The 13,838-nt window shown below is 73.8% G+C and carries 17 protein-coding genes; 11 read left to right on the top strand and 6 right to left on the bottom strand.

All coding sequences use genetic code 11. The annotated features are described in order from the left end of the window. The first annotated feature begins 86 nt into the window (after positions 1-86). The 9 genes from O2W16_RS06595 (at position 87) to O2W16_RS06555 (ending at position 7,032) form a co-directional block, all read left to right on the top strand. A complete protein-coding gene (locus O2W16_RS06595) occupies positions 87-1,115 on the top strand; it encodes a metal ABC transporter solute-binding protein, Zn/Mn family (protein ID WP_269158011.1) in 1,029 nt (342 codons plus the stop codon). After that, a complete protein-coding gene (locus O2W16_RS06590) occupies positions 1,112-1,909 on the top strand; it encodes a metal ABC transporter ATP-binding protein (protein WP_269158010.1) in 798 nt (265 codons plus the stop codon). Before O2W16_RS06595 ends, O2W16_RS06590 begins: the two co-directional genes overlap by 4 nt. A gap of 3 nt (positions 1,910-1,912) precedes the next feature. Beyond that, the gene (locus O2W16_RS06585) at positions 1,913-2,794 is read left to right on the top strand and encodes a metal ABC transporter permease (RefSeq protein ID WP_269158009.1); all 882 of its coding nucleotides are present in this window, start codon (positions 1,913-1,915) and stop codon (positions 2,792-2,794) included. 392 nt (positions 2,795-3,186) lie between these two features. Beyond that, positions 3,187-3,816 (top strand): TetR/AcrR family transcriptional regulator, encoded by a 630-nt coding sequence (locus tag O2W16_RS06580; protein ID WP_269158008.1) that lies wholly within the window; start codon positions 3,187-3,189, stop codon positions 3,814-3,816. A gap of 92 nt (positions 3,817-3,908) precedes the next feature. Further along, positions 3,909-4,331 (top strand): hypothetical protein, encoded by a 423-nt coding sequence (locus O2W16_RS06575; RefSeq protein ID WP_269158007.1) that lies wholly within the window; start codon positions 3,909-3,911, stop codon positions 4,329-4,331. A 45-nt stretch (positions 4,332-4,376) separates the two neighbouring features. Beyond that, positions 4,377-4,547, top strand: a complete 171-nt coding sequence (locus O2W16_RS06570) for a hypothetical protein (protein ID WP_269158006.1) — start codon at positions 4,377-4,379, stop codon at positions 4,545-4,547. 117 nt (positions 4,548-4,664) lie between these two features. Beyond that, positions 4,665-6,509 (top strand): acyl-CoA dehydrogenase, encoded by a 1,845-nt coding sequence (locus tag O2W16_RS06565; RefSeq protein WP_269158005.1) that lies wholly within the window; start codon positions 4,665-4,667, stop codon positions 6,507-6,509. Positions 6,510-6,594: 85 nt separating this feature from the next. Continuing rightward, the gene (locus O2W16_RS06560) at positions 6,595-6,828 is read left to right on the top strand and encodes a hypothetical protein (protein WP_269158004.1); all 234 of its coding nucleotides are present in this window, start codon (positions 6,595-6,597) and stop codon (positions 6,826-6,828) included. A 24-nt stretch (positions 6,829-6,852) separates the two neighbouring features. Beyond that, the gene (locus tag O2W16_RS06555) at positions 6,853-7,032 is read left to right on the top strand and encodes a hypothetical protein (protein WP_269158003.1); all 180 of its coding nucleotides are present in this window, start codon (positions 6,853-6,855) and stop codon (positions 7,030-7,032) included. Between the two features lie 27 nt (positions 7,033-7,059). Here the strand turns inward: O2W16_RS06555 and O2W16_RS06550 are convergent, their stop codons facing one another. The 4 genes from O2W16_RS06550 to O2W16_RS06535 are packed head-to-tail and all read right to left on the bottom strand — an operon-like array spanning position 7,060 to position 10,698. Then, the gene (locus O2W16_RS06550; protein ID WP_269158002.1) at positions 7,060-7,665 is read right to left on the bottom strand and encodes a response regulator transcription factor; all 606 of its coding nucleotides are present in this window, start codon (positions 7,663-7,665) and stop codon (positions 7,060-7,062) included. Continuing rightward, complete coding sequence (locus O2W16_RS06545) at positions 7,662-8,873, bottom strand: sensor histidine kinase (RefSeq protein ID WP_269158001.1); 1,212 nt, start codon at positions 8,871-8,873, stop codon at positions 7,662-7,664. The genes O2W16_RS06550 and O2W16_RS06545 overlap by 4 nt, the downstream gene beginning before the upstream one ends. Positions 8,874-8,905: 32 nt before the next feature. Continuing rightward, positions 8,906-9,733, bottom strand: coding sequence for an ABC transporter permease (locus tag O2W16_RS06540; RefSeq protein ID WP_269158000.1), 828 nt, complete (start codon positions 9,731-9,733; stop codon positions 8,906-8,908). Beyond that, positions 9,730-10,698 (bottom strand): ABC transporter ATP-binding protein, encoded by a 969-nt coding sequence (locus tag O2W16_RS06535; RefSeq protein WP_269157999.1) that lies wholly within the window; start codon positions 10,696-10,698, stop codon positions 9,730-9,732. Before O2W16_RS06535 ends, O2W16_RS06540 begins: the two co-directional genes overlap by 4 nt. A 177-nt stretch (positions 10,699-10,875) precedes the next feature. On the opposite strand from O2W16_RS06535, the gene O2W16_RS06530 reads away from it, so the two are divergent. Further along, positions 10,876-11,793, top strand: a complete 918-nt coding sequence (locus O2W16_RS06530; protein WP_269157998.1) for a 3-methyladenine DNA glycosylase — start codon at positions 10,876-10,878, stop codon at positions 11,791-11,793. Positions 11,794-11,811: 18 nt separating this feature from the next. Continuing rightward, positions 11,812-12,651, top strand: coding sequence for a tyrosine-protein phosphatase (locus tag O2W16_RS06525; protein ID WP_269157997.1), 840 nt, complete (start codon positions 11,812-11,814; stop codon positions 12,649-12,651). A gap of 96 nt (positions 12,652-12,747) precedes the next feature. On the opposite strand, the gene O2W16_RS06520 is transcribed toward O2W16_RS06525, so the two are convergent. Beyond that, on the bottom strand, positions 12,748-12,903 hold the full coding sequence (locus O2W16_RS06520) for a hypothetical protein (RefSeq protein ID WP_156119173.1): 156 nt from the start codon (positions 12,901-12,903) through the stop codon (positions 12,748-12,750). Positions 12,904-13,183: 280 nt separating this feature from the next. Next, positions 13,184-13,762: a putative PEP-binding protein gene (locus O2W16_RS06515; protein ID WP_269157996.1), complete on the bottom strand. Its 579-nt coding sequence runs from the start codon at positions 13,760-13,762 to the stop codon at positions 13,184-13,186. Between the last annotated feature and the right edge of the window lie 76 nt (positions 13,763-13,838).

Here is a 13,838-nt window from a genome sequence, read left to right as displayed (position 1 = left end):
GGGGGACCGACATCGACGCAGCGCACGGCTGGGGTGATACTGATTGTGACGACCATTCCCAGTAGCCACTCCCGTGAGGACCCACCGTGCCCCGCCTCGCCCTGTCCCGCCGCCCGGCGCTCACCGCCCTGGCCGCCACCGCCACGCTGACCCTCGCCGCCTGTGGGGGCCCCAGCGCCGGCGCGGGCACCACGACCAGCGCGGCCGACGCGGAGAGCTGTCCCGGTGAGGTCCTCGACGTCGTCGTCTCGGTGAGCCAGTGGGGCTCGATCGTCGAGCAGCTGGGCGGTGACTGCACCAACGTCACCACCGTGCTCGCCTCCTCGGCGGTCGACCCGCACGACTACGAGCCGACGACCGCCGACATCGCCGCGTTCACCGACGCCGAGCTGGTCGTGCTCAACGGTGCCGACTACGACCACTGGGCCGCCGACGCCGTCGCCACCCTCGACCCCGCGCCCACCGTCGTCGACGCGGCCGAGGTGGTCGGCATCGAGGAGGAGCACGCGGAAGAGGAGGAGCACGCGGAGGAGGAGCCCTCCAAGGGCGAGGAGCACGCCGAGGAGGAGCACGGCCACGGCGGCGTCAACCCGCACCTCTGGTACTCACCCGAGTACGTGCAGGCCGTCGCCGCTGCGGTGACCGAGCAGCTCGGTGAGCTGTCGCCGGACGCTGCCGACCACTTCGCCGAGCAGGCGCAGGCCTGGGAGTCCGACCTGCAGCCCTACCTGGACGAGCTGGCGGCCCTGCAGTCCTCCGCCGCCGGTCGCTCGTACGCCGCCACGGAGAGCGTGTTCCAGTACACCGCCGAGGCCATCGGCCTGACCGACGCCACCCCCGAGGGCTACCGGGACGCCGCCAGCAACGAGACCGACCCGGCGCCCGGCGACGTGGCCGCGTTCGAGGCGGCGCTGGCCGACGGTTCGGTCGACGTCCTGGTGTACAACTCTCAGACGGAGGGCAGCCTCCCCGAGCAGCTGCGCGCCGCGGCGGAGACGGCCGGGGTGCCGGTCGTCGAGGTCACCGAGTCGGCGCCGGACGGGGAGTCGTCCTTCGTGTCCTGGCAGCTGGACCAGCTGCAGCAGCTGTCGAACGCACTCGGTGGGGGTCAGTGACAGACGTCCCGACGGCCGACCGGCTCGCCGTGCGGCCACCGGCGCTCGTCCTCGACGACGTCTCGGTGGTCCGCGGCGGCCGGCTGGTCTGGTCGCAGGGCACGCTCACCGTGCCCACCGGTGCCGTGGTCGGGGTCATCGGGCCCAACGGCGCCGGGAAGACCACGCTGTTCCAGCTCGTCCTCGGCATGCTGCCCCCCGCCGGCGGGCGGGTCGAGGTGCTCGGCCGCACCCCCAGCCGGGGTGACCGCCGGATCGGCTACGTGCCGCAGAACTACACCGCCGCGCTGGGCGAGGCGGTGCGCGCCCGCGACCTGGTCATGCTCGGCCTGACCGGGGGGCGCTTCGGGCTGCGCCGCGCCTCGGCCGCCGAGCGGGCCCGGGTCGACGAGGCGCTCGACCGGGTCGGCGCCGCCGGCTACGCCGACCGGCGGATGTCGGAGCTCTCCGGTGGTCAGCAGCAGCGGGTCGCGATCGCCCAGGCGATCGTCGACGACGCCGAGCTGCTGCTGCTGGACGAGCCGCTGGCCAACCTGGACCTGCGCAACCAGCACGAGGTGGTCGCGCTGCTCGGCGAGCTCACCCGCGAGCGCCGGGTCACGGTGATGGTCGTCGCGCACGACCTCAACCCGCTGCTGCCCGTGCTCACCGATGCCGTGTACCTGCTCGACGGGCACCCGCACCACGACCCGATCGACGCCGTCGTCACCGAGGACCTGCTCACCCACCTGTACGGCACCCCGGTCCGGGTGGTGCGCACCGCGCAGGGCGATCTCTTCACCCGGGGCGGTTGAGCCGTGGTCACCTTCCAGGAGAACTGGCTGCAGGTGCTGCAGACCACGTTCATGCAGCACGCCCTGCTCGGCGGTTCGATGGTCGCGCTGGCCGCCGGGCTGATGGGCTGGTTCGTCGTCACCCGGCAGAACGCCTTCGCCGCCCACGCCCTGGCCCACATCGGCTTCCCCGGCGCGACCGGCGCCATCCTGGTCGGCGCCCCGGTGACGCTGGGCCTGGCGGTCTTCTGCGTCGGCGGCGGGCTGCTGATCGGGCTGTTCGGGAAGCGGGTGGCCGACCGGGAGGTGGCCACCGGCACGATCCTCGCCTTCGCCACCGGCTTGGGCGTGCTGTTCGCCTCGCTGGCCACCGCGAACGCCAGCAGCACCACGACCGTGCTGTTCGGGAACCTGCTGGCCATCTCCCGCGACCAGCTGTGGGTCTTCGGCGGGTTCACCGTGCTGGTGGTCGGCGTGCTGGCCGTCATCGCCCGGCCCCTCGTCTTCGCCTCGGTGGACCCGACCGTGGCGGAGGCCCGCGGGGTCCCGGTCCGCGCCCTGGGCGTGGCCTTCGTCGTCCTGCTCGCGCTGACCATCACGATGGCCGTGCAGGTGGTGGGCACGCTGCTGCTGTTCGCCCTGGTGGTGACCCCGGCCGCGGCGGCGCTGCGGATGACCGCCCGGCCCGGGCTGGTGGCCGCGATCGCCGTGGCCATCGCCCTGGGCAGCGTCTGGTTCGGCCTGGTCCTCTCGGCGATGGTGAACCTGCCGCCGAGCTTCTTCGTGACCACCCTCGCCGTCCTGACCTGGGCGGTGACCCTGCTCCTCACCTGGGAACGCGTGCCGCGGGAGACCTCCGCCCCGGTGCTGGACGTGCCCCTGCTGGTCCCCGACCGCACCAGGTGAGCGAGGTCTCACCACCCGATGGGGGCCGAGTTGGCTCGGGGCGGTTTTCCGGCTCGCCCGGCAGGGGAGGGTGAGGGCATGCACGAAGACGCCCGCGACCAGCAGCTCGACGACACCACCACCTCCGGCGAGGAGCAGACCCCGCAGCAGGCGGTCGCCCGGATGCTGGCCAACCCCCGGCGCACCCGCCGCGCCTGATCCCAGCCGGCCGGCTCCCCACGTGGAGCGGCACAGCGGAGCGGCACAGCGGAGAGTCACAGCGGAGAGTCACAACCGCCTCACAGTTCCCCACTGCCCCGGGTGCTCCTCTCGCCCCGGAGGTGCTGGTCAGGGGCCTGTCCCCCTCGGCGTGCCGTGGACCGCTCCGTCACGATGTGCTGCACGATCAGACCGTGACCGCCGCAGCCCTCCCCCTGCACGCACCAGAGGACGGCGCCCTGCCGGCCCGTCGCTCCCGCGCGGAACGGCAGGAGATCGTCCTGGACACGGCCGAGCGTCTCTTCTCGGCGCGCAGCTCGCGCAGCGTGGGGATGGACGAGCTCGTCCGCGAGACCGGCCTGGGGAAGATGACGGTCTACCGGCTCTTCAAGAGCAAGGACGACCTGGTCGGCGCCTACCTCTCGCGCAAGGCCGCCACCGTGCTGGCCTACATCGACGCCGAGCTCGACGAACGCCAGGGCGACCCGCGGGCCGCGCTGCTCTCGGTGGTCGACGCCGTCGAGGCCGACGTCACCCGGGTCGGCTTCCGCGGCTGCCCGTTCACCAACGTCAGCAGCGAGTACGACGACCCGCAGCACCCGGCCCGCAGCGCGGCCGCCGACTACAAGTTCGAGCTGCACTCCCGGCTCGAGGGCCTGGCCGACCAGCTCATCCCCGGCGGCGGCGACGACCTCGCCGCACAGGTGCACCTGATCATCGACGGGATGTACCTCTCCGGCGGTCTGCTCGGCCCGGACGGCCCCGCCTCGCACGGGCGTCAACTGGCCGAGAAGCTGATCGACGCCGCCCTCGCCTCCGCCTGAAGGAGGACCCCGCTGCCCCCCACTCGTACGCTCGCGGGCCCCTGCAGCGGGGCCGCCGGGCAGGACGACGCGGGCACCCGCAGGATCGGTCCATGACCGACCGTTCGCGTCCGGACCTCGACGAGGCCACCGTCGTCGCCCTGGGCAAGCTCTCCGAGTCCCTCGAGACCGTCGAGCAGGCCCGCGGCCTGCTGTACGGCTTCCACCAGCTCACCGGCAAGGCCGACCTCCTCCTCCAGGACGCCGTCGCCGGCCTCCGCGACGCCGGGCACACCGAGCTGGCCGACGACCTCGAGCGCGACCTCGTCGGTCGCAACGTGATCGCCGACCGGTGGACCTTCCAGCTCGTCGAGGACTACGACGCGAACTACTGGAGCACCTACCGGGCCTTCGACCAGCGCGCCCGGGACGAGCTGGCCGGCGGCGACCGACACGTGTTCGAGGCGCGGATGAAGCAGCGCGAGCGCACGTCCGGGCACCCCCGCCACGAGGCCGGGCCGGCGCTGGACGGCTGAGCTGCCCGGCTCGCCGCCGGACGGCCCGCGGTCGAGACTCGGGGCATGACCAGCTCCCCGCAGGACCGGCCGGACGAGCAGGACCGGGACGAGCACGACGTCGAGCCGCTGGGCGGCGCCGTCTCCCCCACCCCGGGGGACGACGGCGCCGACGGCATGGCCGGCCCGGTGTACCCGCCTCCGGAGACCGAGCCCGACGCCCGCCCGGCGGACTGACCCCGCAGGGCGAGCTGCGGCCGAGGTGCTTGCTGTGGTCACCGGCCGGTCATACGGTCTTGTTACCCGCGAGTAGGACCTGCTCGCGTCCGACCGGCGAGCACGGGAGCACCCCCCATGGGCCACTACACGGCGAACCTGCGCGACCTCGAGTTCAACCTGTTCGAGTTCCAGAGCAGCAAGGACAGGTTCGGCACGGGGCCGTTCGAGCAGATGGACGCCGAGACCGCCCGCGGGGTGCTGGCCGAGGTCCGGCGGCTCGCCGAGGGCCCGCTCGCCGACTCCTTCACCGACGCCGACCGGAACCCTCCGGTGTTCGACCCGGCGGCGCACTCGGTGACGCTGCCCGAGTCGTTCAAGGCGTCGGTCCGGGCGGTGAACGCCGGTGAGTGGTGGCGGCTGGACCTGCCCGACGAGCTCGGCGGGTTCGGCGCACCGTTCAGCCTGCGCTGGGCCGCCTTCGAGATGCTGCTCGGCGCCAACCCGGCGGCGTTCATGTACGGCTCCGGCCCCACGTTCGCGGCGATCCTGCACTCCCTCGGCACCCCGGACCAGCAGCGGCTGGCCGAGCTGATGATCGAGCACCTCTGGGGCGCCACCATGGTGCTCACCGAGCCCGAGGCCGGCTCCGACGTCGGTGCCGGGCGGACGAGGGCGGTGCAGCAGCCCGACGGCTCCTGGCACCTCACCGGGGTGAAGCGCTTCATCACCTCCGCCGAGCACGACCTGAGCGACAACATCGTCCACCTGGTGCTGGCCCGGCCCGAGGGCGCCAAGCCGGGCAGCAAGGGCCTGTCGCTCTTCGTCGTCCCCAAGTTCCACGTGGACCTGGCCACCGGCGCGCTCGGCGAGCGCAACGGCGTGTACGTGACCGGCGTGGAGAAGAAGATGGGCCTGAAGGTCTCCACCACCTGCGAGCTGTCCTTCGGCGACGGCCCGGTGCCGGCGCAGGGCTGGCTGGTCGGAGACGTGCACGACGGCATCGCGCAGATGTTCAAGGTGATCGAGTACGCCCGGATGTTCGTCGGCACCAAGGCGATCGCGACCCTCTCGGCCGGCTACCAGGTGGCCCTGGCCTACGCCAAGGAGCGCGTGCAGGGAGCCGACCTCACCGCCACGGCCAAGGACGCCCCGCGGGTCACCATCACCCACCACCCCGACGTCCGGCGCTCGCTGATGCTGCAGAAGGCCTACGCCGAGGGCATGCGCGCGCTGTACCTGTACACCGCCACCTTCCGCGACCAGGTGATGGAGGCAGAGGCCGCCGGCACGGCCGACAGCCCCGAGGCGGTCCTCGCCGCCAAGGTCAACGACCTGCTGCTGCCGATCGTCAAGGGCCACGGTTCCGAGCGGGCCACCCAGCTGCTCACCGCCGAGTCGCTGCAGACGCTCGGCGGTTCGGGCTACCTGCAGGACCACCCGATCGAGCAGTACATCCGGGACTCCAAGATCGACACCCTCTACGAGGGCACCACGGCGATCCAGGGGCAGGACTTCTTCTTCCGCAAGATCGTCCGGGACGGCGGGGTCGCGCTGACCTGGCTGGCCGAGCAGGTCCAGGCGACGATCACGGCCGAGGCCGGCAACGGGCGGCTCAAGGAGGAGCGGGCGCTGCTGGCGACCGCGCTCGGCGACGTCCAGGGCATGTTGAGCGCGATGTTCGGCCAGCTCGGCGCGGCCCAGACCGACGTCCGCAAGCTCTACGAGGTCGGGCAGAACACCTCCCGGCTGCTGCTGGCCACCGGTGACCTGATCACCGCCTGGCTGCTGGTCCGCCAGTCCGAGGTCGCGCTGACCGCGTTGGACGGCGAGGTGTCGGAGTCCGACCGGCACTTCTACGAGGGCAAGCTCGCCGCCACCCGGTTCTTCTGCGCCCAGGTGCTGCCCACGCTGGCCAGCGAGCGGTTCATCGTCGAGCACACCGACAACGCGCTCATGGACGTCGACGAAGCCGCCTTCTGAGGCGGACGGGAGGCGGCCGGCGGTGCATGGGCCCGCGGCATCGCGGGCATGGGCGGAGGACGACGTCCACGCGAGGAGGACCGCGATGAGCGAGACCGGCGGCAGCGACCGCATCCAGCAGGACGTGCCCACGGCTTCCGGGACGGGCGACAACAGCGATCTGGGCACCGGTGCCGAGGACACGAACGAGACCGGCACCCGGGAGGGCGTCCCGTTGACTCGGGACGCCGCGCTGGCACGGGACGCGGAGAGCGACGACCTCCAGCCGGAGCGCACCTCCACCGAGCCCTCGCTGGCGCAGCGCGCCGACCCGTCCTGACCCCCTGATCGAGAGGTCCACCCCATGACAGAGCCCGCCACCAGCGGATACCACGACTCCCCGGCGACCGACGACCCCGAGGGCGACCTGGTCGACGGCACCCCCGGCCACGACCGCGGGGACGGCGGCGAGAAGGACACCGTCCTGCTCACCGACGACGACGCCCAGACCGAGGACTCCGTCACCCGCCCCGGCAACTCCTGACCCACCGCTCCCGCGAGGGAGCCCTCCTCAGATCCAGCCGTGCCGGCGCGCCGTCTCCACGGCGGCGTGCCGGTTCGGTGCACCCAGCTTGGCCGAGGCCGCCGACAGGTGGTTGCGCACCGTCCCCGGTGACAGGTGCGCCCGGACGGCGATCTCCTCCACCGGAGCGCCGCCGGCGGCCAGCTCCAGCACGTCGGCCTCGCGCGGCGTCAGCGGGCTGTCCCCGGCGCTGATCGCCTCCGCCGCCAGCTCCGGGTCGACGTAGCGCCCACCCCGGTGCACGGTGCGCACCACGTCGCTGAGCACGGCGGCGCTCACCGTCTTCGGCAGGAACCCGCGGACCCCGGCCTCCAGGGCACGCTTGAGGTGCCCCGGCCGCCCGTGGCCGGTGACGATGACCAACCCACAGCCGGGCAGCAGCGTGGCGAGTTCGCCGGCCACGCTGATCCCGTCCCGGTCGGGCATCTGCAGGTCCAGGACGGCGACGTCCGGCGTGTGCGCCCGGGCCATCGCCAGTGCCTCGGCGCCGGAGGAGGCCTGGGCGACCACCTCGAGGTCGTCCTCCAGGCCGAGCAGTGCGGCGAAGGCGACCCGGACCAGGTTCTCGTCGTCGGCCAGCAGCACCCGGATCACGCCGCACCCCCGGCGGGCACCGTGGCGGTGACGGTGAACCGGTCGCCGTCCCGGCCGGCGTGCAGCGTCCCGCCGGCACCGGCCAGCCGCTCGCGCAGGCCCGTCAGGCCGTTGCCCTCACCCGGGTCGGTGGAGACGCCGTCGTTGCTCACGGTCAGCCGCACCTCTCCACTCCCTCGCTCCAGCGTGATCGTGCACTCTGCGGCCTCGCTGTGCCGCAGCACGTTGGTGACCGCCTCCAGCACCACCCAGCCCAGCGCGGCCTGCACGGGCTCGGGCAGGGTGCCGGCACCGTCCTCACCCTGCACCGTGCAGCCCACGCCGGCCGCGCGCAGCACGGAGCGTGCCCCGGCGAGCTCGCCGGTGAGGTCGGTCCGGCGGTAGCCGCGGACCACCTCCCGGACCTCCTTCAGCGACTCCTCGGCGATCCGGCTGATGTCGGCCACCTCCGCGGCGGCCTCCGGCCGGGACCGGCGCACGAGCTCCCCGGCCAGCTGGCTCTTCACCGCGATCGCCGAGAGGTTCCGGCCCATGACGTCGTGCAGGTCGCGGGCGAACCGCAGCCGCTCCTCGGCCACCGCCAGCTGCAGCTGCACACCGCGGCTGCGCTCCATCTCCAGCACCACGTCGAGCACCCAGACGGTGAACCGGAAGGCCAGGACCACGAAGAGGACCGTCGTCGCCATCACCACGCCCTGCACGGCGGCCGCGGCAGGGTGCGCGTCGCCGAGCGAGGTGACGAAGCCGCTAAGCACCCCGATGCCCATCGCGTACGGGGCGAGCTGCCGGGTGCTCCAGACCGTCGAGCAGGCGATGAGCACCGCACCGAGGGGCAGGGTGACCGACCACGGCACCGCGACCGACGTCTCACGGTCGGCGAACGCCCAGGCCCCGCCGGCCGCCGTCGCCCCCGCGAGGCAGAACGCCAGGACGGCCAGCCGCCCGGGGAGCGGTCGTGCGGCCAGGTGCGCCGCCAGCCCCCGCCGGGTCAGCTGCACCGCCATCGCCGCGGTGACGACGGATCCGGCGACGAACAGCCACGCCCCCTCCGTCGGCTCCGCCCCCTCGACCGCCGCACCCACCACCGCGAGGGCGAGCACCGGCAGCCCGGCCAGGAAGACGTAGAAGGACCAGCGGGTGTAGAGGTCGATCCGCTGCGGCGCCGTCCGGCTGTTCCACCAGCGGGAGACGGTCGGCACGGCGGTCATGCTGCCGTACCGACCGTCCCGGGGGCGGGACCTCACCGGCGGGGAGCCCACCGGAACCCGCGCCGGGCGGCGATCGAGCCCACGACCAGCCAGCCGGCGAGCACCGCCAGCGGCATGCCGGCGTGCGGCCAGACGCTGCCGTCGACCGGGTCGCCCTGCCAGGTCTGGCCGGCCAGGCCCAGCTGCAGCAGCTCGACGACCGGGGTGAGCGGCAGGAACCGGGCGATCTGGCCCAGCGCCTCGGGCAAGACGGAGAGCGGGTAGAAGACGCCGGACAGCCCGGTGGAGACCACGATGATCGGCAACGTGGTGATCTGCGCGGACTCCGGCGTCCGGGTGAAGCTCGTGCTCGCCGCGGCCAGCACGACCATCAGCAGCGTCCCCGCGAGCAGGGCGACCAGCGGCAGGACGACGTCGGCGGGGGCCGACCACTCGCCGAGCAGCACCACGCCCGCGGCGATGATCACCACCTGGCCGAGCGTGACGAACACGGTGGGCGCAGCGGTGCCGGCCAGCACCTCGACGTCGGTCAGCTCCCCGGTGCGCATCCGCTGCAGCACCAGGTCCTCCCGGCGGGCCACGTAAGTGGTCACCAGGTTGTAGTAGGTCAGCATCACCAAGCTGATGCCGACGGCGGTCACCAGCAGCCGGGCGCCGAAGGGCAGCTCGCCCTCGTCCATGCCCAGCGCCGGGACGGCCGCGACGAAGAGCAGCGGCAGGACGACGGAGTTCACCAGGGCGGTCCGGTTGCGGCCCAGCATCCTGGTCTCGGCCGAGGCCAGGGACCACACCCGGGACAGCCGGGAGGGTCCGCTGGTGGGGCGGTCGAGGGTCGTGCGATCGGGGGTCGTGGCGGTCATTCGTTCTCCTCCGGGGTCTCGCGCGGGTCGGTGCCGTCGGCGACGGCGAGGAAGGCCTGCTCCAGGGAGCCGGCGCGGGCCAGCAGGGTCCGCAGCACGACCCCGTGCTCGGCCGCCCAGGCCAGCAGCCCGGCGAGCACCGGCTGCAACGCGCGGGTGTGCCACTCCACCCGCCGCCCGTCGGTGACCACCTGCACGCCGGCGGGGACCGGCGGCCGCGGGGCGTCCTCGTCGAGGCCGAAGCGGATGGTGGCTGGCTGGGTCTCGGCGATCTCGGCCTGGGTCCCGGACAGCACGATCTGCCCGCCCCGCATGATGGCGACGCGGTCGGCGAGCTCCTCGGCCTCCTCCAGGTGGTGCGTGGTCAGCAGCACCGCGGCGCCGTCGGCCACCAGCCCCTGGACCAGCGCCCAGACCTGGCGTCGGGACTCCGGGTCCAGCCCGGTGGTCGGCTCGTCGAGGACGACGACGCCGGGCCGGCCGAGCAGGGCCAGCGCGAGGTCCAGGCGCCGTCGCTCGCCCCCGGAGAGACTGCGCACCCGGACGTCGGCGCGACCGGTGAGGCCGACCTGGGTCAGGGCCTCCTCGACCGGCCGGGGTGCGGTCAGCGTGCCGGCCCACGTGCGCAGGGTCTCGGCGACGGTGAGGTCGCCGGGCAGGCCGCTGCTCTGCAGCAGCACGCCCAGGTGCGGGCGGACCCGGGCCCGCTCGGTGACCGGGTCCATGCCCAGCACCCGGACGGTCCCGCTGCCTGCGTCGGCGAGCCCCTCCAGCACCTCCAGGGCGGAGGTCTTGCCGGCACCGTTGACCCCCAGGAGGGCGAGCACCTCCCCGGGCCTCACCTCGACGGAGATGCCCCGGACGGCCTCGAAGTCGCCGTAGCTGCGCCGCAGGTCCCGGACCGCGATCGCTGGAGCGGCCTCGACGGTCACGGGTGGGAGCACGGGTGGGGCGCTGGGGTGCACGGTCGACCTCCTCGGTGCGCCGCCGGCCGCCGTCGGGCCGGGCTGTCGGACGCACCCCTCACGTTGCCGCCGGACAGCGGCCGGCACAGGTGCCTGGGTGCACGACTTCTCCCCGCCGGTGCACGGCCGGGCGGTGACAGGTGTCAGGGGTCCGCGGTGCGCGCCTACCCTGGGTCGGTGCTCCCGCTGCTCTCCCCTGCGCCGACGGTGCTGCCGGAGGCGGAGTGGGCGGCCCGGGCTGCGGCCCACCAGCAGCGGATGGACGCCTGGCTGGTGCCGCACCAGGAGCGCCGCCGGGCCGGGGTCGCGCACCCGGTGCTGGACTTCCTCTTCACCTACTACTCCGAGACGCCGGGCCGGCTGCGCCGCTGGCACCCGGGGGTCGGCGTCGTCCTGACCGGCGCGGCCGCCGACGAGCGGCTGAGCTGGCCGTTCTACACCGAGGTCGACGCCCGGGACGCCGCCGGGGAGCCGGTGCGCGGGGTCGGGCTCGACGTGCCGGCGTTCCTGGCCAAGCGGCGGTCGTCGGTCGGCTGGGTCGAGGGCCTGCTTCGCGGGACGGCCGGCCGCCCGGGACAGTTCGGCTGCTTCGGCATGCACGAGTGGGCGATGCTCTACCGCCCCGAGGACGGCGAGGTACGCCACCCGCTGCCGCTGCGGCTGGGCCAGGCCGGCACCGACGCCGTCGTCGAGTCGCACCGGGTGCAGTGCAGCCACATCGACGCGTTCCGGTTCTTCACCCGGGCCGGCGCCCCCCGGAACACGCTGACGCCGACCCGGGAGACCCAGCAGCAGCTGGAGCAGCCGGGCTGCCTGCACGCCACGATGGACCTCTTCAAGTGGGCCTACAAGCTCAGCCCCGCGGTGCCCGGTGAGCTGCTGGCCGACTGCTTCGCGCTGGCCGCCGACGTCCGCGAGCTGGACATGCGTGCCTCCCCCTACGACCTCACGAGCCACGGGTACGCACCCGTGGCGGTCGAGACGCCGGAGGGCAAGGCCGAGTACGGCGCCGCCCAGCGCGCCTTCGCCGACCGCGGCGCTGCGCTGCGCGAACGGCTGCTCGCCGTGTGCCGGGAGCTGCTGGCGCGCGGCTGACGTCGTACGGTCAGGGGCGTGACTGGCACTCGCACCGACCGCTGGCTGCACCTGGACGGGACGACGAACACCCGTGACCTGGGCGGGCTGCCGACCACCGACGGCGGGACGACGCAGTTCGGCCGGGTCCTGCGCAGCGACAACCTGCAGACCCTCAGCCCGGCCGACGTCGCCGCGCTGGTCGAGGAGGTGGGGCTGACCGAGGTCGTCGACCTGCGGACCACCGCCGAGATCCTGCTCGAGGGGCGCAGCCCGCTGCGCGACGTGGACACGGTCACCCACCGGCACTTCACCCTGCTGCCCGAGCGGGGGCTGCGCACCGACGTCTTCGCCGCCGAGGAGAGCGACGAGGAGATCCGGGCCCAGCTGCCGGCCGACTGGGCGGAGTCGCTCCTCCCCCGCCAGGTCGCGCCCGGGGACGAGGGCGAACCGCCCGCCGTCCGCTCCTACCTCGGCTACCTCACCGACGGCACCGACAACGTGCTGGCCGCAGTCCGGTCACTGGCCGCCGGCGGACCCGGTGCTGCGGTGGTGCACTGCGCCGCGGGCAAGGACCGGACCGGCGTGGTCTGCGCGCTGACCCTCGCGGTGGCGGGGGTGACGCCGGAGGCGATCATCGCCGACTACGCGCAGACCGCCGAGATCATCGACGCACTCGTCGCCAAGCTCGCCAGCAGCCCGACCTACGCCGAGGACATGACCCGGCGCGACGTCGCCAGCCACACCCCGCGGGCCGAGTCCATGCGCCGGGTGCTGGAGGTGCTCGACGAGCGCTGGGGCGGCCCGATCGGCTGGCTGGAGCAGCACGGCTTCGGCGCCGACGAGCAGGCAGCCCTGCGGTCCCGCCTCCGCGACTGAGGAAGCCCCACACAGCAGAGGACCCCGGCTCCCATGGGGAGTCCGGGGTCGCGGTGCGTGCCTGCGTCCGCCCTCGTCGTCGAGGACGGTGGGTGGTCAGCGCAGGACGTTGTTGAACTGGCTGCTGTTGGCCAGGGTCAGCAGCTCGTCCCGCATGGCGGGGCTGCTGGTGCGGGCGACGGCGGCATCCACTGCCCGCCGCGTACGCGACGCCTGCCGACGCTGACGCCAGCTGGAGGTCACGCTGCTCATGTCACTGCCTTCTTCCGGGGGTCCTGAGTGGGTGTTACGCCTGTATTAAACCAGGCAAGGCGACGACTATTCCAACGGATCTAAGGCCGTGTCGCTGAAGGCTCCGACGGAAGCTTCACTCGAAGGGGGTGCTGGCCATGGATCCTTCACCCGAGCGTCACTTGTCCAGCACCAACGCAGTGCAGTCGGTCACCTCTGCTGAGTGAGCACCCTCACCCGGAGACGACAGCGCCCCGCCGGTCCGCTGGCTGGACCGACGGGGCGCTGAGCTGCACCCGGATCAGCCGGCGGCGAGCACCTCACGCACCGCGGCGCGCGCGGACTGCGGGTCGGCCGCGGCGAGGGCGGCCTCGGCGGCCCGCTGACAGGTCGCCAGGTCCACCGTCGCCAGCCGTGCGCCCACCCCGGCCACCGACGAGGCGGCGCAGGACAGCGAGGTGATCCCCATGCCGACCAGCACGCACGCCAGCATCGGGTCGGCGGCCGCCTCACCGCAGACCCCCACGGGCTTCCCGGCGCGCTGACCGGCCGCCGCCGTCGCCTGCACCAGCGCGAGCAGCGCGGGCTGCCACGGGTCGGTCAGGTCTGCCAGGTCCGCGGAGAGCCGGTCGGCGGCGAGCGTGTACTGCGACAGGTCGTTGGTGCCGATCGACAGGAAGTCCAGGTGCTCGAGGAACCGGTCGGCGAGGACGGCGACCGAGGGCACCTCCACCATGACGCCCGGCACCATGCCCCGCTCCCGCACCTGGGCGGCGAACTCCGCGGCCTCGGCCACCGTGGCCACCATCGGCGCCATCACCCAAGGGGCGGCGCCGGTGCTGCTGGCGGCCTGCGCCACGGCGTCCAGCTGGTGGGTCACAGGCCGGGGTCGCGGCGGGCGGTGCGCAGCCCGCGGACACCGAGGGCCGGGTTGGCCTCGTCCGGCGGGGTGGCGA

Source organism: Modestobacter sp. VKM Ac-2984 (assembly GCF_026967985.1).
In the GTDB taxonomy this organism is placed as follows: domain Bacteria; phylum Actinomycetota; class Actinomycetes; order Mycobacteriales; family Geodermatophilaceae; genus Modestobacter.
The sequence above is the reverse complement of the archived record's forward strand: the minus strand, read 5'-3'. Positions and strand labels throughout refer to the sequence as shown.